The organism is Pseudoalteromonas sp. Angola-7 (assembly GCF_028599255.1).
GTDB classification, from domain to species: domain Bacteria; phylum Pseudomonadota; class Gammaproteobacteria; order Enterobacterales; family Alteromonadaceae; genus Pseudoalteromonas; species Pseudoalteromonas atlantica.
The window spans coordinates 354,801-375,400 of the sequence record NZ_JAQREL010000003.1 but is presented as its reverse complement, the minus strand read 5'-3'; the positions used below and the strand labels follow the sequence as shown (position 1 = coordinate 375,400).

Annotated in this window: 18 protein-coding genes; 14 read left to right on the top strand and 4 right to left on the bottom strand. The window is 42.2% G+C overall.

Annotated elements, in window-relative coordinates:
- Positions 1 to 72 precede the first annotated feature (72 nt).
- Positions 73 to 3,093, bottom strand: a complete 3,021-nt coding sequence (locus PSH50_RS06550) for an EAL domain-containing protein (RefSeq protein ID WP_273609408.1) — start codon at positions 3,091 to 3,093, stop codon at positions 73 to 75.
- A gap of 345 nt (positions 3,094 to 3,438) precedes the next feature.
- Between PSH50_RS06550 and PSH50_RS06545 the strand changes: the two genes are divergently transcribed.
- Both PSH50_RS06545 and PSH50_RS06540 read left to right on the top strand, forming a co-directional pair.
- Positions 3,439 to 4,281, top strand: a complete 843-nt coding sequence (locus tag PSH50_RS06545; protein ID WP_256851425.1) for a pirin family protein — start codon at positions 3,439 to 3,441, stop codon at positions 4,279 to 4,281.
- A 21-nt stretch (positions 4,282 to 4,302) separates the two neighbouring features.
- Complete coding sequence (locus PSH50_RS06540; protein ID WP_273609407.1) at positions 4,303 to 5,283, top strand: glutathione S-transferase family protein; 981 nt, start codon at positions 4,303 to 4,305, stop codon at positions 5,281 to 5,283.
- A gap of 60 nt (positions 5,284 to 5,343) precedes the next feature.
- Here the strand turns inward: PSH50_RS06540 and PSH50_RS06535 are convergent, their stop codons facing one another.
- The 3 genes from PSH50_RS06535 to PSH50_RS06525 are packed head-to-tail and all read right to left on the bottom strand — an operon-like array spanning position 5,344 to position 6,388.
- On the bottom strand, positions 5,344 to 5,586 hold the full coding sequence (locus PSH50_RS06535) for a hypothetical protein (protein WP_004589129.1): 243 nt from the start codon (positions 5,584 to 5,586) through the stop codon (positions 5,344 to 5,346).
- A 10-nt stretch (positions 5,587 to 5,596) separates the two neighbouring features.
- Positions 5,597 to 6,043 carry a hypothetical protein gene (locus PSH50_RS06530; RefSeq protein WP_273609406.1) on the bottom strand — a complete coding sequence of 149 codons (447 nt, stop codon included), beginning with the start codon at positions 6,041 to 6,043 and terminating at the stop codon, positions 5,597 to 5,599.
- Between the two features lie 6 nt (positions 6,044 to 6,049).
- The gene (locus tag PSH50_RS06525; RefSeq protein WP_004589131.1) at positions 6,050 to 6,388 is read right to left on the bottom strand and encodes a hypothetical protein; all 339 of its coding nucleotides are present in this window, start codon (positions 6,386 to 6,388) and stop codon (positions 6,050 to 6,052) included.
- A gap of 768 nt (positions 6,389 to 7,156) precedes the next feature.
- Here PSH50_RS06525 and mraZ point away from each other — a divergent pair.
- Genes mraZ through PSH50_RS06465 form a run of 12 tightly spaced genes read left to right on the top strand, consistent with a single transcriptional unit; the run spans position 7,157 to position 20,600 of the window.
- Entirely contained in the window at positions 7,157 to 7,615 is a 459-nt protein-coding gene (gene mraZ, locus PSH50_RS06520; protein ID WP_004589407.1) for a division/cell wall cluster transcriptional repressor MraZ, read from the top strand.
- Positions 7,616 to 7,643: 28 nt separating this feature from the next.
- Positions 7,644 to 8,582 (top strand): 16S rRNA (cytosine(1402)-N(4))-methyltransferase RsmH, encoded by a 939-nt coding sequence (gene rsmH, locus PSH50_RS06515; protein ID WP_004589408.1) that lies wholly within the window; start codon positions 7,644 to 7,646, stop codon positions 8,580 to 8,582.
- Positions 8,579 to 8,905, top strand: a complete 327-nt coding sequence (gene ftsL, locus PSH50_RS06510) for a cell division protein FtsL (RefSeq protein WP_024033306.1) — start codon at positions 8,579 to 8,581, stop codon at positions 8,903 to 8,905. The genes rsmH and ftsL overlap by 4 nt, the downstream gene beginning before the upstream one ends.
- Positions 8,902 to 10,719: a penicillin-binding transpeptidase domain-containing protein gene (locus PSH50_RS06505; RefSeq protein ID WP_024033305.1), complete on the top strand. Its 1,818-nt coding sequence runs from the start codon at positions 8,902 to 8,904 to the stop codon at positions 10,717 to 10,719. The genes ftsL and PSH50_RS06505 overlap by 4 nt, the downstream gene beginning before the upstream one ends.
- Entirely contained in the window at positions 10,712 to 12,190 is a 1,479-nt protein-coding gene (murE, locus tag PSH50_RS06500) for a UDP-N-acetylmuramoyl-L-alanyl-D-glutamate--2,6-diaminopimelate ligase (RefSeq protein WP_004589411.1), read from the top strand. Before PSH50_RS06505 ends, murE begins: the two co-directional genes overlap by 8 nt.
- Positions 12,187 to 13,569 carry a UDP-N-acetylmuramoyl-tripeptide--D-alanyl-D-alanine ligase gene (murF, locus tag PSH50_RS06495; protein WP_054982317.1) on the top strand — a complete coding sequence of 461 codons (1,383 nt, stop codon included), beginning with the start codon at positions 12,187 to 12,189 and terminating at the stop codon, positions 13,567 to 13,569. Before murE ends, murF begins: the two co-directional genes overlap by 4 nt.
- Positions 13,569 to 14,651 (top strand): phospho-N-acetylmuramoyl-pentapeptide-transferase, encoded by a 1,083-nt coding sequence (gene mraY / locus PSH50_RS06490; RefSeq protein ID WP_004589413.1) that lies wholly within the window; start codon positions 13,569 to 13,571, stop codon positions 14,649 to 14,651. Before murF ends, mraY begins: the two co-directional genes overlap by 1 nt.
- Positions 14,652 to 15,986 carry a UDP-N-acetylmuramoyl-L-alanine--D-glutamate ligase gene (gene murD / locus PSH50_RS06485; protein ID WP_054982318.1) on the top strand — a complete coding sequence of 445 codons (1,335 nt, stop codon included), beginning with the start codon at positions 14,652 to 14,654 and terminating at the stop codon, positions 15,984 to 15,986.
- On the top strand, positions 15,983 to 17,158 hold the full coding sequence (gene ftsW / locus PSH50_RS06480; protein WP_004589415.1) for a cell division protein FtsW: 1,176 nt from the start codon (positions 15,983 to 15,985) through the stop codon (positions 17,156 to 17,158). The genes murD and ftsW overlap by 4 nt, the downstream gene beginning before the upstream one ends.
- The gene (gene murG, locus PSH50_RS06475) at positions 17,155 to 18,231 is read left to right on the top strand and encodes an undecaprenyldiphospho-muramoylpentapeptide beta-N-acetylglucosaminyltransferase (RefSeq protein WP_096740165.1); all 1,077 of its coding nucleotides are present in this window, start codon (positions 17,155 to 17,157) and stop codon (positions 18,229 to 18,231) included. The genes ftsW and murG overlap by 4 nt, the downstream gene beginning before the upstream one ends.
- Entirely contained in the window at positions 18,232 to 19,683 is a 1,452-nt protein-coding gene (gene murC / locus PSH50_RS06470; protein ID WP_004589417.1) for a UDP-N-acetylmuramate--L-alanine ligase, read from the top strand.
- On the top strand, positions 19,680 to 20,600 hold the full coding sequence (locus tag PSH50_RS06465) for a D-alanine--D-alanine ligase (protein WP_024033298.1): 921 nt from the start codon (positions 19,680 to 19,682) through the stop codon (positions 20,598 to 20,600). Before murC ends, PSH50_RS06465 begins: the two co-directional genes overlap by 4 nt.

Here is a 20,600-nt window from a genome sequence, read left to right as displayed (position 1 = left end):
TTAAACCTTGTTACTACTTACTATTGATTAAACTACCTGACCGTGTAGACACTCTATTTATTGCGTAACTACTTATTTATTATTGGCAATAACCATTTTTTTGCTGCTCAGCAACGTCATAAACTCTTTTTTAGGCACTGGCTTTGAAAACAAATAACCTTGCCCGTAGTCGCATCCTGCTTTTAGTAGTAGTTGCATTTGTTGCTGCGTTTCAATTCCTTCAGCAATAACTTTTAGACCAAGCTGGTGGGCCATTACAATAATGGCTTCACATAAAGCAAGCTCTTGGCTCCCTGCCTTGATATTATCAATAAAGCGTTTATCTATTTTTAGGTAATCGGTATCCATTTCCTGTAAGTACGCGAGCGATGAATAGCCGGTGCCAAAGTCATCTAGCGCTAATTGCACACCTGACTGGACTAATGTTTTTAAGCGACTTTGAGTTAGTGGCTCTGGGTTGACCATAAGGCCTTCTGTGATCTCGGCCACAATAGAGGAGGCGGGTAGTTTGGCTGCTTTTAAAATCTCACACCAATCGTCAATTCCGCTATCGATTGTTGATAACTGCACAGGAGAGACATTTATACTAATTTGAAATTGCTCCCCCATGGTGGTGTTTATTTCTTTTAGGGTGTGTATTGCTTGTGTAAATACAAATTGGCCCAGCGCATTTATTTGCCTAGTTTCCTCAGCAAGCGGTATAAACGTCGCCGGCGAGACTAACCCCTTTTTAGGGTGGTGCCAGCGAATAAGCCCTTCGGCTTTATGAATGTGCAAATCGTTTAATGCCACAATAGGCTGATAAAATAACTCAAATTGTTCAAGCTCTATGGCGGAGCGTAAATCTTTTAATAGCTGCATACGCGCTTGCGCATGAATACGCATATCTTTTGAAAAAAACTCAAACCCATTACGGCCGTTATTTTTAGCTTTATACATGGCTTGGTCAGCAGCTTTTAATAGCAGCTCTGTACTTTGGCCATCGCTAGGTGCGCATGCAATGCCCATACTAGCGCTAATAAATAGCTCCTCGTCTTCAAGCTGTATACTTGATGAAAGGCTTTGCAATATATTGCTGGCAATTTGGTTTATATGGCGACTGCTTTTAACATGGTCATATACAATCACAAACTCATCACCGCCAATACGCGCGACAAAACTGGCGTTTATTGCAGCTTGAATTATCCGTTGAGAAGCTAATTTAAGTAGATTATCGCCATAATGATGGCCTAACGTGTCATTAATATCTTTAAAGTGATCAATATCGAGCAGCATCACAACAAGTTCGCATTTGTCGCCTGTTACTTCTTCAAAACGCTTATTTAAACGCTCTTTAAGCTCAAGCCTATTTGGTAAATCAGTTAAGTGGTCGAAGTGAGTTTTTCGCCATATGGTTTCATCGGCTTGTTTTTTTTCTGTTAGGTCGGTAAAAATGGCCACCCGGCGAGTAGGCATGTTTTTATCATCGTAAACGGTATCTATGATCAGAAACTCGGTATAGGTGTCGCCATTTTTTTTACGATTAATTATCTCACCCTGCCAACGGCCAGTTTCTCTGAGCTCTGCCCACATTTTTTCATAAAATGCTTTTGAGTGTTTGCCAGATGCTAAAATACGGCTGGTTTTACCTATCGCTTCTTCTTTGCTGTATTGGGTTGTTTCGCAAAAAGCAGGGTTTACGTCATAAATAATGCCGTCGGGGTCTGTAATCATCATCCCTTCACTACTATTACTGTAAACAAGCGACGCTAAATGAAGTGCTTTTTCGTTGACCTTTTTTTGGCTTATATCTCTAAGAACAATAATGTATTCATTATTAGTGAGTGCATTGATTCTTGCCTCAAAAAAGTGCTCTTTAGATTTTTTAAACAATGTAAACTCAATGGTTTGTGAGCCCTCTAAAGTACCTAATTGAGAAAGCAGTAACTCTGCGTTGGCCTCAGAGAGTACATCAACTAATTTTAAAGCTTTGCCTGTCTCAACGTTTAGCACAGGGCTAATATAGCCGCCAATATAAAGGATTTTGCCTTGGGCATTTATACGTATGTAGGTATCGGGTAAAGCATTTAATAAGCTCATTAATTCGTTGTGCTTATTTTTTAATTTAGCCTCTGCAGATAACCGGGTTTGTGCCATAACAGCAAAACGGTCATAAAGCGCGCGCAGCTCTGGGCTATTGGGCTTTTTAATATGCTTGGGCATAGTGCCATTTGCCAGTTCATCTGTGGCTTTGGTTAAATTAGCGATAGGCTTAAATATACTTTGTTCAATTAAGCGCCTAGCTAGCAGCACCAACAGGGCAATAGCCGTTAAAAACGCAAAAAAGGTTTTAGCAAAGCTTTCATTAACTTTATTAATAAAGTCTTCAACCGAAACGGCTATATAAATATCTAAATTATTATCATGGCCGTCTTTGTATATAACTGAGCGGTGAAAAACCTGGTTTTCGCCTTCTGCATTTTTAAACACGGTTAACGAGCTTTTATCGTGAAGTAAATCTATGTCAGTAATTTTTTGGCCTAAATTACGTGGTTGATTAGGGTAGTTGGCCAGTATTAAGCCATTTGAGTCGGCAATAACGGCCTTGGCATTGTTAGGTAATTTTGCTTCGCTTAAGGCGATATTCCACCAATTCAATGCAATAACGGTAACCAGTGTGCCTTTTAGTTGGTTATTACTATCTATAATTGGGTAGGCAAAATTGACACTTTGCGCTTGAATACTTCGGTCGTATTGAAAATACCCTACCGAAAAACTTTTATTACTAATGGCATTTTGAAAATAAGTACGATCGCTAATATTAATATTTTTACTACGACCATTTGTCACGCACTGTAGGTCGCCATTTTTATCAACAATACCTATATTTGCAATATTCTTATAAAGGGCTTTTATTTCGTAAAAGTAATTAGGGCAGGTTGTGGGGAGTGTTTCATTTTTTGCTGTTTTATCGGCTAAATAAATAGTAATACGTTTAACATCATCAACCATTGCTTTTTGATGTTGTGTCAAGTGCTTAGCGATGTTTACTATTCTTTCTTCACTTTTTTCAATGGCAGCATCACGCTCATACCATAGCGTAAATACCGTCACAGCGGCGCCGGGAATACTAAGTAGGATGAGTAGCCTATACAGCTGACTTTTAAGCGATGAAGTAAAAATAAGTTTTCCTTAAGCTCTGCGTCCCTAAAAAGTGATTGTAGACATAAAAGCCAAAAATAACCATACAAAATATAGGGTTGCACTAAAAAGTTATTAGAAATCAGCTTAAGTCTGTGTTTTTAATCATGAAGCTTATTATGCCAAATAAACGAATTATCAAAATAAGCACTAAACTTTCTAAAAAATAGAATGTTTTGCTCGATTTAAAGACATAGTCGTATTGTTTTATGAATGCTTTAATAAGCTCATTAATTAATCTACTACAGTATTTTAAATATGAACATAGCAAAAGTGTTAACTGCTTACGCCACCCAAGATGGTGATGGTGTAAACATAAGTCGAATACCTGGTTTTGATGGCAAATATCTCGACCCTTTTTTAATGATTGATGAGCTAAAGTCTAACAATGAAAGTGACTATATTGGTGGCTTTCCACCGCACCCTCATCGCGGCATTGAAACCTTTACGTACATTATTAAAGGTGGCTTTGAACACCAAGATCAAATGGGTAACAAAAAAGCGATCCGATCTGGTGATGTACAATGGATGAGTACAGGTAGAGGCGTAATGCACAGTGAAATGCCACTAACAGATGCAAAAGAGGGGCTGCATGGCTTTCAAATTTGGATCAATATGCCCAGTGGCGAAAAAATGCGTGCGCCACGTTATCAAGATACTACACAAAATCCAGCGCCTGAAGTCACTAACAAGCACGGTGTGAGCTTTAAAGCTCTTGCGGGTAATTGGCAGTTTGAAGATTCTACGTTAACGTCGAGTTTGCAAAGCTTAGCGGCCAATGCTGCACTGGCCAATGTTACTCTCCCCGTTAATACACGCATGCAGTTAGCAGGGCTTAAACAACGTAAAGTGATGATCTATGTTCATACAGGTGAGCTTATTACAGGTGACGAGCAAACATTTAATGCTGGCAAGTTGCTTATATTAAGTGAAAACAGTGACATTGATATATCTTCACAAAAGGGGGCGGGGATACTTATTTTAGCGGGTAACCCACTTGAGCAACCTATTGCACATATGGGCCCATTTGTAATGACCACGCAAGAGGAAATTAAACAAGCGGTGCGTGATTATCAAAACGGTGAATTTGGCAACATTTAATAGTTAATTGAGGAGGTTATTATGGGTTTATTAGTTGATGGCCAATGGCAAGACAAATGGTACGACACCGACTCGAATAATGGTAAATTTAAACGCGAAGCAGCACAGCTTCGTAATTGGATCACAAAAGATGGCAGCCCAGGACCTACAGGAAGTGGTGGGTTTAAAGCGCAAGCAAATCGCTACCACTTATATGTTGCCTTAGCGTGCCCGTGGGCGCATCGCACACTTATATTCAGACAGCTAAAAGGCCTAAGCGATATTATTAGCGTATCGGTAGTCAGTCCAGATATGTTAGATAAGGGGTGGAGCTTTGATAAAGATAACCTCAGTAGCGGCGATGATTTATTTAATAGTGAATACTTACATCAAATTTATACCAAGCACGATAAAAATTACAGCGGGCGAGTAACTGTGCCTGTGCTTTGGGATAAGCATCAAAATAAAATTGTTAGTAATGAATCTGCAGATATTATTCGTATGTTCAATACCGCATTTAATGAAATTACGAATAATACGGATGACTATTACCCACAATCACTACACGCTGATATTGATGAAATTAACGACCTTGTTTATACCAATATTAATAATGGGGTATATAAAACGGGTTTTGCAACTACACAAATAGCATACGAAGATGCATTTACTGCGTTATTTAAAGCGCTTGATAAAGTAGAGGGCATACTAAGTAAAAATCGTTACCTGATGGGGAGCACATTAACTGAAGCGGATTGGCGTTTATTTACCACGCTCATCCGGTTCGATAGCGTGTATGTGGGGCATTTTAAGTGTAATCTACGCACCATTGAAAGCTACCCAGCGCTAAGTAACTATGTACGTGAGTTATACCAAATAGAGGGAGTAGCCAGTACGGTTAACCTTGAGCATATTAAGCGACATTACTATCTTAGCCACACAATGATCAACCCAACGCAAATTATTCCAAAAGGGCCGGCGTTAAACTTTAGCCAAAACCATAATAGAGACGAGTTGGACTAAGAGGTATTAAAGTAAGCGGCAATTGCACTTTTAAAAAAGCTTTTATAAATGCAATTGCTGCTATGCAAATAACTTTACCAGCCAGCCGTATTTTCGCACAAAGCTGGTTTCGCTTTTGCCAGCTTGAACCGTTGCTCCGGCTAAAAAAGCTGATGCCAATCCTACCTTGGTGGCTGCAAAGCGCTTAAAGCGATACTTTATCGCTGCATGGTGCTGGCGTTTTAATGCATGCTGTAAATCCATTTGCTTATTTAACGTGTCAACGTTCTCATTGGGTTCTTTAATTAGAAAATTAACGAGCATGGTTATTTCCTTATAGATTTAAAAGTTGCTTTAAACTTTTAATCGTTTTACTAAAGCCAATTTTATTGCTTAGGTATACGGTATTTCGCCAAAGCCAAATTAAACAAATTATTTGCGCGAGTGCAGCAGTAGCAAAGCTAAGCCAAACCGAGCCAAATAAATCATATACACTGTAGCCAATTGCACCTAGTAAGCCGGCCCACAACAAAATCAAACCACTGGCAAAACATCCTAAAAATATAGTGATCAACGCCATTGATCGTAACGACAGCTTCCACTCAGCCTTTGCAAGTTGGTGGGTAAGCTTTCCTTGCGTTTTATAATCCTCCTTGAGCTGGTCAGAGTATTCAATGATCTTTGCTATATGATCCTGCCAATCATCCTTTTGGCTAGGGTCATCAGTTGTTTGATTTTGAGCATTACCGTCCGTGGTTGCTGTTGTTTGTGAGCTACTCATTATTTATTACTTACGACGAAATAGTGACGTTACAAGCATACCCGCCGCAAAAGCAATACCTGCTGTTGCTAGCGGATTTTCTGAGGCAAAAGCGCGCGTTTTTGCGCTGCACTCAGTTAGTTTTTCACGAGCAATAAGTTGTTTTTCGCTTAGTGCTTCTGCAGAGCTTGAAGCGCCTTTACGTACGCTTGACTCAGCAACTGATGCCTTGCTTGAAAGTGCATCTACTGCATCGTGTGCTACAGACGTTGCTTTTTCAGTCAACGGTGCCTCACTCTCTTTTTGTTTAAGATCAGGTTTCATGTTTGTTTCAGTATTCGGTTTTGTATTTGTTGCAGTAGCCATAATCAATCCTTAATAAATAAAATAAAAAAATTTAACTGGTGCTATAGCAGATGCAACGATTAAACCAACCATTAAAAATAATTTAACCACTTGATTTTATTGTTTTTATATATTTAAGGTAGGGTGCGGTAGATTAAATAAAAAGCAGCATGAAGTAAGTATTGCTGCTGTGCTAAGTAAATTTTACATGGCTATAAACCTAGGGCCTGTTTACCTTTCGAGATTTAATTTGCAGCAGTCTGTTTGGGATTTAGGCAAGGTAGAGCCTATGTAGTGTGGTTATTCCCCATAAATAGGCGATAACGACGTATAAATGTCAAACAGGCGCTGCCCGAAGGGTTCTGCCTAGGGGGCATTTACTCTTTGTTACTCGGTTTTTACTTAGCCCACTAGGTTACAAACCTCACGCCGCGATTAAATACCCCCTAGATTGAACAAATTATAATCCTTAAAGGTCAACAGGCCCTTGATTCATTTTTTTGTAATTATTCATTGATTATTCAGTAAGCAAATTATGTAAACCAAACGTTATTAGTATCGCTTAAAAAAATTTTATCTACTACCTCCACTTTTTCCCACGTAATTCAATCGCTTTGCGTAAAGCCTTATTTTTTCTAGCTTAGCGAGACGTTAAAGCTGGTCAGCTTACTTGACAAAAAGGCTTGTCAAGCCCTAAACTGGAGCACTGTGGTAAAAAGTGGTTTTTAGTGGATCTAACTGGATCAAATTAATCGAAACTCGATTACACAATTTAAAAGTAGGCTTTTTATGTTTCGTGGCGCTAGTTCACTGAGCTTGGATGATAAAGGACGTTTTGCGGTACCGACTAAGTACCGAGACGCTTTGCTGTCTGAAGATCAAGGAACGGTAATATGTACCATTGCGCTAAACGAGCCGTGTTTATGGTTGTATCCTCTTGCACAGTGGCAAGAAATAGAAAGCCGCTTATCTAAAATCTCTAATATGAATCCACGCGCTCGCCGAATGCAACGTATGTTGTTAGGTAATGCCACAGAGTATCAACTTGATAAAAATGGTCGAATTTTGCTGGCGCCTTCATTGCGTAGCCACGCAGAACTTGGCAAAAAGATCATGCTAGTTGGTTTAATGAATAAATTTGAAATTTGGGATGAAGCGCGTTGGCACGAACAAATGCGCCAAGACACTGAGCTGGAAAGGCTCGGCGATTTTGAAGCAAACCAAGATTTAGATAATTTCACACTCTAACGGCACTAAAAAAGGCAAACACAAGCTAATGACTGCGCAATTTGAACACGTATCCGTATTAATGGACGAAACCATCGATGCTCTTGCAATTAAGCCAGACGGCATATACATGGATGGTACTTTTGGACGTGGCGGACACTCAGGTCAAATACTTGCTCGACTTGGTGAGCAAGGGCGTTTACAGGCCATTGATCAAGACCCACAAGCAATAAAATCGGCTGAAAAATTTGCCGATGACGCACGCTTTGCTATAGCTCACACCCGCTTTTCTAACTTATACGATGTTGCAGAGCAAAACGATCTGTTAGGTAAAGTTGATGGCATTTTATTAGATATTGGCGTGTCCTCACCCCAGCTTGATGACGCAGAGCGTGGCTTTAGCTTTATGAAGGACGGCCCTCTTGATATGCGCATGGACCCAACAAGTGGGCGCAGTGCAGCGCAGTGGCTAGCCGAAGCTGAGCTTGAAGACATTACCCATGTAATTAAAACCTACGGTGAAGAAAAATTTGGTAAGCGTATTGCCCACAAAGTACTTGAGGTAAGAGAGCACACGCCAATTACCACAACCAAGCAACTTGCCGATTTAGTCGATGAAGCGGTGCCCGTTAAAGATAAATTTAAACACCCAGCCACACGTACATTTCAGGCAATCAGAATTTACATAAACAGTGAACTGGAAGAAATTCAAACCGCACTGCAAGCCGCTGTAAAAGTATTAAAGCCAGGTGGACGTTTAGTGGTTATTTCGTTTCATTCACTTGAAGACAGAATTGTGAAGCAATTTATTAGAAAACAGAGTAAGGGAGAAGCGATACCCAGAGGTCTGCCTTTAACCGACGCACAAATAAATAAAAACCTGACGTTAAAAGCAGTGGGTAAAGCTATTAAACCAAGTGCTGAAGAAATTGAGCGTAATCCACGCTCTCGCAGCTCAGTACTTAGGATTGCACAGAGGCTTGGATGAACACTAAAGCGAATCATCGCCAACCCAATTTATTTTTAGAAATATTAAAAGGCCTAGGAGCTAACAAGCTAACCTCGGCCTTGTTGGTTGTGATATTCGCTTCAAGCTTTGCAGTAGTGCAGGTTACGCACTCGGCTCGCGCGCAGCTAATTAAGCAAGATACGCTGCTACAAGAGCGAGATGAGCTCGACCTTGAATGGCGTTATTTACTTGTAGAAGAAGAGTTTTATTCGCAGCATGCGCGCATTGAAGAAGTTGCTACCACGCAGCTTCAAATGAAGCGCCCTACCAGTCAGGATGAACAGGTAATAATAATACAATGAGAAATCGCGGCAAAAAACAGGTCAATAACTTAATCACATGGCGCTTTATGTTGGTGTGCACTGTGGTGTTTTTAGTGTTTGTAACACTGGTGTCGCGTGCTGCCTATTTACAAGTTATTGAGCCAGATAAAGCCCGTTCAGAAAGCGATAAACGCACCGTACGTGTAGAAAAACTACATGTACAACGCGGTATGATCTTCGATCGTCAAGGCAAAGAGCTTGCTGTAAGTGTGCCTGTAGTCAGTGTGTATGCCGATCCTAAAGCATTGCATAAGTCACTTGTTGCTAAAGTTATAAAACAAGCACGTAAAAACGGTGAAGATCATAAAACGCTTGCAGAAAATGCCGCTGAGCTTGATAAGCGTACCTCTGTTTATTATGAAAATGATCTGCGTTGGCGTGAGCTGGCAGATGTATTACGTATCGATCCTAAAAAAATAAATTCGCGTTTATTAAATGATCCCACCCGTCGTTTTGTGTATTTAAAGCGCCAAGTTACACCGGCGGTTGCCAACTACATTAGCCAATTACGCTTACCTGGTATTCATTTGTTAGATGAGTCTAAACGTTATTACCCTGCAGGAGAGGTAACGGCCCACATTATTGGTTTTACTAACATTGATGGAAAAGGCATAGAAGGCATTGAAAAACTCTACGAAAATGCCTTAACAGGCGAAGAAGGCCGCCGCACTATTCGTAAAGATGCTCAAGGCCGCGAAGTTGAAGTATTAGATGAGCGTGAGCGTGTAGAGCCTGAAAATATTCAGCTGAGTATTGATCAACGTATTCAAGCAATTGCTTATAAAGCAGTAAAATCTGCTGTACTCACATATAAAGCGACATCGGGGTCGGCCATGGTGGTTGATGTTAAAACCGGTGAAGTTTTGGCTATGGTAAATAGCCCATCATTTAATCCAAATAATTTGAACGATGCACAACCACATAAACGCCGTAACCGCGCAATTACCGATTTGTTTGAACCAGGCTCAACCGTTAAGCCACTAGCCATTTTAGCTGGGCTAGACTACGGCGCAATTAAAGCCGACGACACCATTGATACCTACCCAGGTTGGATGCGTTTAGGCGGCAGTTTAGTAAAAGATACCCGTAACCACGGTGAAATGACGCTTCGCGAAATTTTAAAGTATTCATCAAACATGGGCGTGGCGAAGGTAACGCAGCAAGTACCTAAAGATTACTTAGTTGGCTTATATCAAAAAGTGGGCTTTGGTAGCGATACCGGCACAGGCATGGTTGGCGAAAGTAGTGGTTTATTTTATCCAAACCGCCGCTGGTCTGACTTTGAAATTGCCACGTTATCGTTTGGTTATGCTATTTCGGTAAGTACGGCGCAAATGGCCCGTTTTTACACCATGTTAGGCGCCGGTGGGATTAATCGTCCGTTAACGATTTTAAAGCAAGACGGTGTGCCAGAAGGCGAGCGTATTTTTAAACAAAAAGACGTAGAAGCCGTTGTTCACATGATGGAAAGCGTGTTTGAAAAAGACGGTACAGCCCGAAACATAAAAGTAGATGGCTACCGCGCGGCAGGTAAAACCGGTACTTCTAAAAAGGCGGTTGCTGGTGGTTACGGTGATGAATACGTAGGTTATTTTGCAGGTGTAGCACCGGCAAGTAATCCACGCTTGGCTGTGGTAGTGATGATAAATGAGCCCGGTGGCGATGTGTACTATGGAGGTGCCACCGCAGGCCCTGCATTTGCAGAAATCGTCTCTAACGCATTAAGAATATTAAACGTAGCCCCTGATAAGGAAGAAGTGGCTTACGTAAAAGGTAAAGATAACGATGCGTGATTTAAAGGCTATTTTAAAATACATCGACATAGATGCACCTTCGCAGCTAGTTAAAGATTTACGCCTTGATAGCCGTGATGTAACGCCAGGCGATGTATTTGTGGCTATAAAAGGCCATGCGCTTGATGGCGGACAGTTTATTGCCAAAGCAATTGAAAACGGCGCTACAGCCATTATTGCCGATAGACTGTGCGAATTTGATGTCACTTTTGAGCCGCTGTATTTAGTAACCGAGCTTGATAAAAAACTCCCAGAACTGGCGAGTCAATTTTATGAAAACCCAAGCCAATCTCTCGATTTAATTGGTGTAACGGGCACTAATGGCAAATCTACAACAACGGCTATGATGGCGCATTTAGCGCAGTTTTGTAGTACCCCTTCGGCCATTATAGGCACATTAGGTTATGGCCACCCTGATACACTTACGCCACTTATTAATACCACGCCTTCGGCTGTTGACTTGCAGCACATATTGCATGACTTAAAACAGCAGCATAAAAAGCTTGTGGCGATGGAGGTTTCATCGCACGGATTAGTGCAACAACGTGTGGCACAATGCCAATTTAAAGCAGCGGTATTTACTAATTTATCGCGCGATCACCTTGACTATCACGGCGATATGACAAGTTATGGCGACGCTAAGCTTATGCTGTTTCGCGATTTTGACCCACAGCTAGTGGTGCTAAATCAAGACGATGGGCAAGCAGAGCAATGGCTTGAAAAATACAGTTTTAATAATCTTATTTGTTATGGCCGTAAAAATTTAGCACCTAAAAATGCACAGTATGTGTATTTTTCTGATGTTGAGTATTCTAAAAATGGCATTTCGGCGCAATTGAGCACAAGTTGGGGTGATATTAGCGTAACATCGCCTCTATTTGGTGAGTTTAACTTATATAATTTAACTGCGGCACTGGCAACATTGTTGGGGCTAGGTTATCCGCTTGAGCAGTTAGCCGCCGGATGCGCGCATTTGCACCCCGTTGCTGGGCGTATGCAAGCGTTTAGCGAAGTTAATTTACCCACGTGCGTTGTTGATTACGCCCATACGCCTGATGCACTTGCTCTGGCTTTACAAGCATTGCAAAAGCATGTGCCTGGTGGGGTTAGTTGTGTTTTTGGTTGTGGCGGCGACAGAGATAAAGGTAAGCGTGCCTTAATGGCGCAAGCGGCAGAGCAAAATGCAGATAAGGTTATTGTTACCAGCGACAATCCGCGTTCAGAAAACCCAGATGCTATTTTGGCAGATGTGGCAGCGGGTTTATCGCAGCCTGAAAAAGCCCATTTAGAGGCTGATAGAGCAAAAGCCATTCGCTATGCAATAGAAAATGCAAATGCAGATGACGTAATTTTAATTGCCGGCAAAGGCCACGAGGATTACCAAATTATTGGCGATCAACGTATCGACTTTTGCGATCGCAGTTATGTAAAAGAACAACTAAAAAAAGCAGTAAGAGGGATAACTCAATGATCCCAATGGACTTTGATTGGCTGGCAAATGTGCTAGCAACCGATTATCTAGGTGATAATCTCAATGTAGTAAATATTAATACCGATACCCGCAGTATTTGCGACGGTGAGGTGTTTTTAGCTTTAAAAGGGCCTAATTTTGATGGCCATAAATTTATTGCTGACGCTAAACAAAAAGGCGCTATTGGCGTTATTGTTCAGCATAAAGTAGATGTAGATATTGTGCAGTTTGTTGTTAGCGATACCCGTATTGCATTAGGTAATATAGGTGCGGCGGTTATGGCGCAGGTTAACCCTAAAACCATTGCCATTACGGGCAGCGTGGGTAAAACAACGGTAAAAGAAATGTGCGCCGCTATTTTATCGGTGCACGGAGATGTGCTTGCTACAAAAGGTAATTTTAATAACGATATTGGCGTACCGCTTACGCTATTACGTTTAGAGCCGCAGCACCGTTTTGCTGTTATAGAGCTTGGCGCTAATCATTTAGGCGAAATTGCTTACACTACCGCCATGGCAAAACCCGATGTAGCTGTGGTGTGTAATGTGGCCGCAGCGCATTTAGAAGGCTTTGGTAGTCTAATGGGAGTTGCTAAGGCAAAAGGTGAGATTTTTGATGGCCTAAAAGACGATGGCGTTGCCATTGTTAACTGCGATAGCGAATTTAGCCAATACTGGCTTGATAAATTAAAAGGGCGCTCTGTTAAGTGTTTTTCAAGTACTGAAAAACTTGATATTTGGGCTGAAAATATCAGCCTGGACGAAAACGCTCGCGCGAGCTTTTTATTGTGTACACAAGATCAAAAAGTACCAGTAACGCTTGCTCTTCCTGGTAAGCACAACGTGAGCAACGCGCTTATTGCCGCGGCTTTAACCAGCGAGTTTGATGTATCACTTGAAGAGATAGCCACCGCACTTGCCACCATGGGCGATGTTAAGGGGCGGGTAAATTTAATAAAAGTAACTGATTCACTGACCGTTATTGATGATACCTACAATGCAAACGTTAAGTCGGTAAAAGCAGCAATTGATTTATTAAGTGATATTCAAGGGCACCGTATTTTAGCGCTGGGCGATATGGGAGAGCTTGGTGAACAAGCCAGAACTTACCATCAAGAAGTAGGCGAATACGCCAAACAACAAGGCATTGATGAGCTGTATACGTTAGGTGTGTTAAGTAAATACGCAAGCGATGTATTTGATAAGCCAAACCGTCATTTTTCTAACCGAGAAGAGATGCTCAAGCAAATTCAAACCAGTCTTAATAACACAAACAATAAAACCACGCTTGTGGTGAAAGGATCGCGCAGTTCTCGCATGGAATTATTAGTAACCGATTTAGTAAATGGCCAGCAACAAGCCATCAATGGAGTATCATAATGTTAGTTTGGCTGGCAGAGTATTTAACCCAATATTACAGTGGCTTTAATGTTTTTTCGTATTTAACCCTACGTGCCATTTTAGGCATATTAACAGCGTTAATGATGTCGCTTTATTTTGGCCCTAAGCTCATTCGTTCGTTACAAAAAATGCAAATTGGCCAAGTAGTACGTGATGATGGCCCCGAATCTCACTTATCTAAAAAAGGCACTCCTACTATGGGAGGCTTACTTATTTTAGGCGCCATATTTACCAGCACCTTATTATGGGCTGATTTATCAAACAAATACGTATGGGCAACCTTATTTGTAATTGGCTCATTAGGTTTAGTGGGCTTTATAGACGACTACCGCAAAGTAATACGTAAAGACCCTAAAGGGCTAATTGCTAAATGGAAGTATTTTTGGCAATCGGTTATTGCTCTAGTGGTGGCAACTGCACTGTATGCAACGAGTACACAAGCGTCAGAAACCTCACTTGTTGTGCCATTTTTTAAAGATGTATTGCCACAACTAGGCTTGTTTTACATTGTAATTACTTACTTTGCATTAGTGGGTACTTCAAACGCGGTAAACCTGACTGATGGCTTAGATGGCCTGGCGATAGTGCCGACTATTTTAGTGGCGGCAGCACTGGCGATAATTGCTTATTTAACCGGTAATATTAACTTTTCGGCTTACTTACATATCCCGCATTTACCGCTTGCTAGTGAGCTGGTGGTTGTGTGTACCGCTATTGTTGGCGCAGGGTTAGGCTTTTTATGGTTTAACACATACCCAGCACAAGTGTTTATGGGTGATGTAGGGTCGCTGGCACTTGGCGGCGCGCTGGGCATTATTGCTATTTTAGTACGCCAAGAGCTACTGCTTATTATTATGGGCGGTGTGTTTGTAATGGAAGCTTTATCGGTAATTTTACAAGTGGGCTCATACAAATTACGCGGACAGCGCATTTTTAGAATGGCGCCGATTCATCATCATTACGAGCTAAAAGGTTGGCCAGAGCCACGTGTTATTGTGCGCTTTTGGATAATTTCAATTGTGCTAGTACTTGCTGGCCTTGCGACATTAAAGATTCGATAAATGCAGTATTTAAACGAGATAAAAAACAAACATATAACAGTGCTCGGACTCGGTGTAACCGGTCTGGGCATTGTGCGTTTTTTATTATCTCATGGTTTTGCACCAAAGGTCGTTGATAGCCGGGTTGCGCCACCAGGTATGGATTGGCTTAGCGAGCATGCTCCTGAGCTTAATACGCATTTTGGTGATTTAGCTAGCGCCGCGCTTTGTAAAACCGACATGATCATCATAAGCCCCGGGCTTAGCTTAAAAATTCCCGCAATTGCTCAAGCAATAGAGTCAGGCATTGAAGTAATTGGTGATGTAGAGCTATTTGCTCGTATAAATACAAAGCCGGTTGTTGCTGTTACAGGCTCTAATGGTAAATCAACCGTTGTTACCTTAGCCTACGAGGTATTAAAAGCAGCAGGTTATAAGGTGGCATTAGGTGGCAATATTGGCACTGCGGTATTGGATTTACTAAGTGATGATTTTGACGTGTATGTGCTGGAGCTTTCGAGTTTTCAGCTAGATACCTGCTCAAGCTTAAAACCAATAAGCGCAGCGGTATTAAATATATCTGAAGATCATTTAGATCGTTACGACAGCTACCAAGCCTATATCGACTCTAAATTAAGCATTTATAACAATGCTGAGCTTTTAGTAACCAACGCAGATGATATTCAAACTAAGCCTATTAGTCGCGCTTTAGCGCCGCAAATGAGCTTTGGCACCGACCACGGTGATTACCACTTAGCTGAGCGCAATAATGAGCTGCACTTTATAGTAAAAGGCGAGGCGTACTTACCTGTTAGCACGCTTGCGGTCGTTGGTAAGCACAATTACTTAAATACACTTGCGGTTATGGCGTTATTAAGCCCGTTTGATATTAGCAAAGAACAGTACGCAGCGGCGCTTTGTCAATTTAATGGTTTAGCGCACCGTTGCCAGTTTGTTGATGAGCAACATGGTGTTCAATACTTTAACGACTCTAAAGCCACCAATGTTGGCGCCACTATAGCGGCAATAGATAGTTTGGCCTCAGATCACGAAAACCTGATTGTTATAGCCGGTGGTGATGCTAAAGGCGCTGATTTAAGTGCGTTAAAGCCATATATAAAAAGTCATGTAAAAGCGCTTGTATGCTTTGGTAAAGATGCAGCAGAGCTTGCTGCTTTAACGAGTAAATCGCACTTGGTAAACACAATGCAAGAGGCGGTATCGCTCGCTAAAGTACTTAGCAAGCGCGGTGACATTGTATTACTTGCCCCTGCCTGTGCCAGCATTGATATGTATAACAACTACATGCAACGCGGTGATGACTTTGTGCAATGTGTAATGGAAGGGCAATTATGATTGCCTTTGCCGATTTAAAAGAAACACTCACCCCTAAACCCTCAGCACAGCTTTACGATGTGCCACTGCTTTATTGCATGTTAATGCTTATAGGGGTGGGTTTTATAATGGTGACCAGCGCCTCAATGCCCACAGCCGAAAGGCTGTTTGATAACTCATACCATATTACCATTCGCCACAGCATGTTTTTAGCGATGGCATTTGTTTTATTTTGGATTGCCGCCAGCGTGCCTATGGATTGGTGGAAACGCTCAAACCCGTATTTGTTGCTGCTTGGTATGGTGCTACTTATTGCCGTGTTAATAATAGGCCGCGAAGTCAACGGCGCTAAGCGTTGGATACCCATTGGGCCTGTTGGTTTTCAGGTGGCCGAGGCCGCTAAATTATACTTTTTCAGTTATATAGCAGGCTACTTGGTAAGAAAGCGCGAAGAAGTACAAGAAAATATTAAAGGCTTTGCTAAGCCTATCGCTGTATTCGCGGTATATGCCTTACTTATTTTACTGCAGCCCGATTTAGGAACCGTGGTGGTTATGTTTGTAACAACTGTGGGGCTGTTATTTTTGGCCGGCGCAAAGTTATGGCAGTTTTTTGTACTTATTTTAACGGGCGTAGGGCTTGTTGTATTACTGATTATTGTAGAGCCATACAGAATGGCGCGAGTGGTGGGCTTTTTAGACCCTTGGGAAGACCCATTTGGTAAAGGGTATCAGTTAGTGCAGTCGCTTATGGCCTACAGCCAAGGTGGCTGGTTTGGCCAAGGGTTAGGTAACAGCGTGCAAAAGTTACAGTATTTACCCGAGGCACATAACGATTTTATTTTTGCCGTTATAGGTGAAGAGCTAGGCCTTGTAGGTGTAGCAAGTATTTTATGTGTGTTGGCTGTGTTTGTATTTAGGGCGCTTTTAATAGGCCAACAAGCTTTAAAATGTGGCAAAGAATACGAAGGCTATTTTGCGTTTGCTATTGGCATTTGGTTTGCGTTTCAAACCATGGTTAATGTAGGCGCCAGTGCGGGGTTATTACCGACTAAAGGGTTAACCTTGCCGTTTATTTCGTATGGTGGTTCAAGTTTATTAATAATGACGATTGCCACCGGTATTTTATTGCGAGTTGATTTTGAAACTAAAATGGCAACCAAACAAGCCACCTCACGCGGAGGTAAGCGATGAGTAAAAAATTAGTAGTTGTGGCCGGTGGTACAGGTGGGCATATATTCCCAGGTATTGCTGTAGCCGATTATTTAAAAGAGCAAGGCTGGCAAGTAAGCTGGATAGGCACGCCAGACAGAATGGAAGCGGATGTTGTACCAAAGCATAACATTGAAATTGATTTTATTAATGTAAAGGGCGTACGCGGTAATGGCTTAAAGCGTCTTATTAAAGCCCCATTCATGGTACTTAATGCAATATTGCAGGCGCGTAAGGTATTGAAATCTCAGCAACCTGATGTAGTGCTTGCTATGGGCGGCTATGTAACCGGGCCAACCGGCATTGCCGCTAAAAGTTTAGGCATTCCACTGGTGATTCATGAGCAAAATGCAGTGGCAGGAATGAGCAACAAGTGGTTGGCAAAATTTGCTAACAGAGTACTTGCTGCGTTTCCAAGCGCCTTTGCACCCGGGCAAGCCGAATTAGTCGGTAACCCAGTTCGTGCAAGCGTTGCTAATGTAGCTAAACGTGATGTTTCAAGCCCTATTAATATTTTAGTGGTAGGTGGCTCGCTAGGCGCACAAGTGCTTAACCAAACATTGCCAGAGGCGTTTAATTTACTTGCTAAAACAGCGCCAATTAAAGTGTGGCACCAAACAGGTAAAGGCCATATTGAGGGCGTGAAAAGCGCGTATGCGAAAAACAACATTGCAGATGAAGAGCTAAAAGTTGCTGAATTTATAGATGATATGGACGCCGCCTACGCGTGGGCCGATATTGTTATTTGCCGTGCTGGTGCACTGACTGTTAGTGAAATTGCCGCCGCGGGTAAAATGGCTGTGTTTGTGCCGTTTCCACATGCGGTAGACGATCATCAAACCGCCAACGCAAAATATTTAGTAACCGCAAATGGCGCGCTTTTAATGCCCCAGCCGCAGTTTAATAAAGATTCAATAGTTGAGCTATTAAACCCGTATTTGGCAAAGCCTATATTAATTAAACAAATGGCCAGCAATGCTAAGCAGCAAGCCATTTTAGATGCCACAGCAAGCGTTGCCTCGCACTGTGAGCAAGTAACAAATAAGAGAAAATAAGTGAAAGATAAGTCAATACAAGAACAACAAACTCGACCTGCTATGCGTCGAATAGAAACCATCCATTTTATTGGTATTGGTGGTGCGGGTATGGGCGGCATTGCTGAAGTACTGGCTTTTGAAGGCTACCGCATTACAGGCTCAGATATAGCGCACAGCGCAATGACTGAACGCTTAATTAAAGCCGGTGCAGAAGTATTTATAGGCCATCACGAAAACAACGTAAAAGACGCCAACGTAGTTGTTGTTTCAAGTGCTATTGACGAAACAAACCCTGAGATTATTGCTGCAAAAGCAGCGCGTATACCGGTAGTTCGCCGTGCAGAAATGCTTGCCGAATTAATGCGTTTTCGCCATGGCATTGCCATTGCGGGTACACATGGTAAAACCACTACAACCAGCTTAATTGCCAGCATTTATGCTCAGGCAGGGCTTGATCCTACTTTTATTATTGGCGGCTTATTAAATAGCGCGGGCAGTAATGCAAAAGTGGGCAAGAGCGACTTTTTAATTGCTGAGGCAGATGAAAGCGATGCATCGTTTTTACATTTACAGCCTATGGTATCGGTGATCACCAATATTGAAGAAGATCACATGGAAACCTATGGCGGCAGTCTTGAGAAAATGAAAGACACTTATGTGGACTTTATTCATAACCTGCCATTTTATGGCTTAGCCGTAGTGTGCATAGACTCGCAAGTAGCAAGTGAGCTGATCCCGCGTTTTGGTCGCCCTGTGATCACGTATGGCGAGTCAAAAGATGCCGACTACCGCATGAGCGATTTTAGCCAATCAGCAAGTACTTGTACTTTTACTGTGACACATAAAAGCGGTGAAAGCTTAAGTGCAACGCTTAATATGCCAGGTAAGCACAACGCACTTAATGCCACGGCGGCAATTGCAGTGGCTAAAGATCAAAACATTGCTAACCACGCAATTTTAGAGGCGCTGCAAAAATTTGAAGGCATAGGACGACGCTTCCAGCATTATGGCAATTTTGAAAATGAGCGCGGCAATGTCATGCTGGTGGATGATTACGGACATCACCCATCAGAAGTTGCTGCCACCATTGCAGCGGTACGCGAAGGCTGGCCAGAAAAGCGTTTAGTTATGGTTTATCAACCACACAGGTTTACCCGTACACGCGATTTATACGAAGACTTTGTAAAAGTATTAGCAGATGTAGATCAACTTTTATTACTAGATGTGTACAGTGCCGGCGAAGAGCCTATTGTTGGCGCAGACAGTAAAAGCCTGTGCCGCAGCTTACGTCAGCGCGGAAAAGAGCCTCTACATGTAGCAACGAGCGCAGAGCTTGCTGGTGTGCTGGCCGATAACTTACAAAATAACGACTTAGTTTTAACGCAAGGCGCTGGTAATATAGGACAATTGGTTAAAACATTAGCGGCAACAGGTATGTCGGTGGAAAAATTAAAGCAAGGTGAAGTATGACGCAAGAAAACGCGCAATTTGGTAAAGTAGCAGTACTGCTTGGGGGTAACTCAGCAGAGCGCGAAGTGTCACTACGTTCAGGGCAAGCGGTGCTTAATGCACTACAAAATGCCGGCGTTGATGCCATTGCTTTTGACCCGCAAAATCGCTCTTTGTGGGAGCTAAAAGAATTACAGGTCGATCGTGTTTTTATTGCTTTGCATGGCCGTGGTGGCGAAGATGGTACAGTGCAAGGCGCACTTGAATTTATGAACTTGCCATACACGGGCAGCACTGTATTAGGCTCAGCCTTGGCAATGGATAAAGTCCGTTGTAAGCATTTATTTAAATCTGCAGGACTAAGCACAGCGCCTTATGCAGTTGTTGATGCTAAAAAAGGCTTTGATGCAAAAGCTATTATGGATGAGTTTAAAAAAGTAATGGTTAAGCCATCGCACGAAGGCTCAAGCATAGGTATGGCGCAAGCAAGTACCGCTCAAGAGCTTGAAGATGCCCTTACACACGCTTTTAAGTTTGATAGCCAAGTGTTAGTAGAGCAGTGGATAACCGGACGCGAATTTACCGTGACTGTATTAGGCGATGAAGTACAGCCTGTGATTGAAATGACGACTCCAAATGGTTTTTACGATTACCAAGCTAAGTATCAATCAAATACAACACAGTATCATTGCCCTGCAGATTTATCGGCGCAAGATACACAGCACTTACAGGCTATCTCGTTAGAGGCGTTTGATTTAGTGGGTGCAAGCGGCTGGGGCCGTGTAGATGCCATGCAAGATGAGCAGGGAAATTTTTATTTATTAGAAGTAAATACAGTCCCTGGCATGACCGAAAAATCGCTGGTGCCCATGGCGGCAAAAGCAAACGGGGCAACATTTGAGCAATTAGTTGTTCGCATTTTGGGGCAAACGCTTTAA

Coding starts and splice junctions, on each gene's coding strand:
- PSH50_RS06545 (WP_256851425.1), top strand. CDS start 3,439: ATGAACATAGCAAAAGTGTTAACTGCTTACGCCACCCAAGATGGTGAT.
- PSH50_RS06540 (WP_273609407.1), top strand. CDS start 4,303: ATGGGTTTATTAGTTGATGGCCAATGGCAAGACAAATGGTACGACACC.
- ftsW (WP_004589415.1), top strand. CDS start 15,983: ATGATTGCCTTTGCCGATTTAAAAGAAACACTCACCCCTAAACCCTCA.
- PSH50_RS06525 (WP_004589131.1), bottom strand. CDS start 6,388: ATGGCTACTGCAACAAATACAAAACCGAATACTGAAACAAACATGAAA.
- PSH50_RS06505 (WP_024033305.1), top strand. CDS start 8,902: ATGAGAAATCGCGGCAAAAAACAGGTCAATAACTTAATCACATGGCGC.
- murD (WP_054982318.1), top strand. CDS start 14,652: ATGCAGTATTTAAACGAGATAAAAAACAAACATATAACAGTGCTCGGA.
- murF (WP_054982317.1), top strand. CDS start 12,187: ATGATCCCAATGGACTTTGATTGGCTGGCAAATGTGCTAGCAACCGAT.
- PSH50_RS06535 (WP_004589129.1), bottom strand. CDS start 5,586: ATGCTCGTTAATTTTCTAATTAAAGAACCCAATGAGAACGTTGACACG.
- PSH50_RS06530 (WP_273609406.1), bottom strand. CDS start 6,043: ATGAGTAGCTCACAAACAACAGCAACCACGGACGGTAATGCTCAAAAT.
- murG (WP_096740165.1), top strand. CDS start 17,155: ATGAGTAAAAAATTAGTAGTTGTGGCCGGTGGTACAGGTGGGCATATA.
- PSH50_RS06465 (WP_024033298.1), top strand. CDS start 19,680: ATGACGCAAGAAAACGCGCAATTTGGTAAAGTAGCAGTACTGCTTGGG.
- mraZ (WP_004589407.1), top strand. CDS start 7,157: ATGTTTCGTGGCGCTAGTTCACTGAGCTTGGATGATAAAGGACGTTTT.
- rsmH (WP_004589408.1), top strand. CDS start 7,644: ATGACTGCGCAATTTGAACACGTATCCGTATTAATGGACGAAACCATC.
- murE (WP_004589411.1), top strand. CDS start 10,712: ATGCGTGATTTAAAGGCTATTTTAAAATACATCGACATAGATGCACCT.
- mraY (WP_004589413.1), top strand. CDS start 13,569: ATGTTAGTTTGGCTGGCAGAGTATTTAACCCAATATTACAGTGGCTTT.
- ftsL (WP_024033306.1), top strand. CDS start 8,579: ATGAACACTAAAGCGAATCATCGCCAACCCAATTTATTTTTAGAAATA.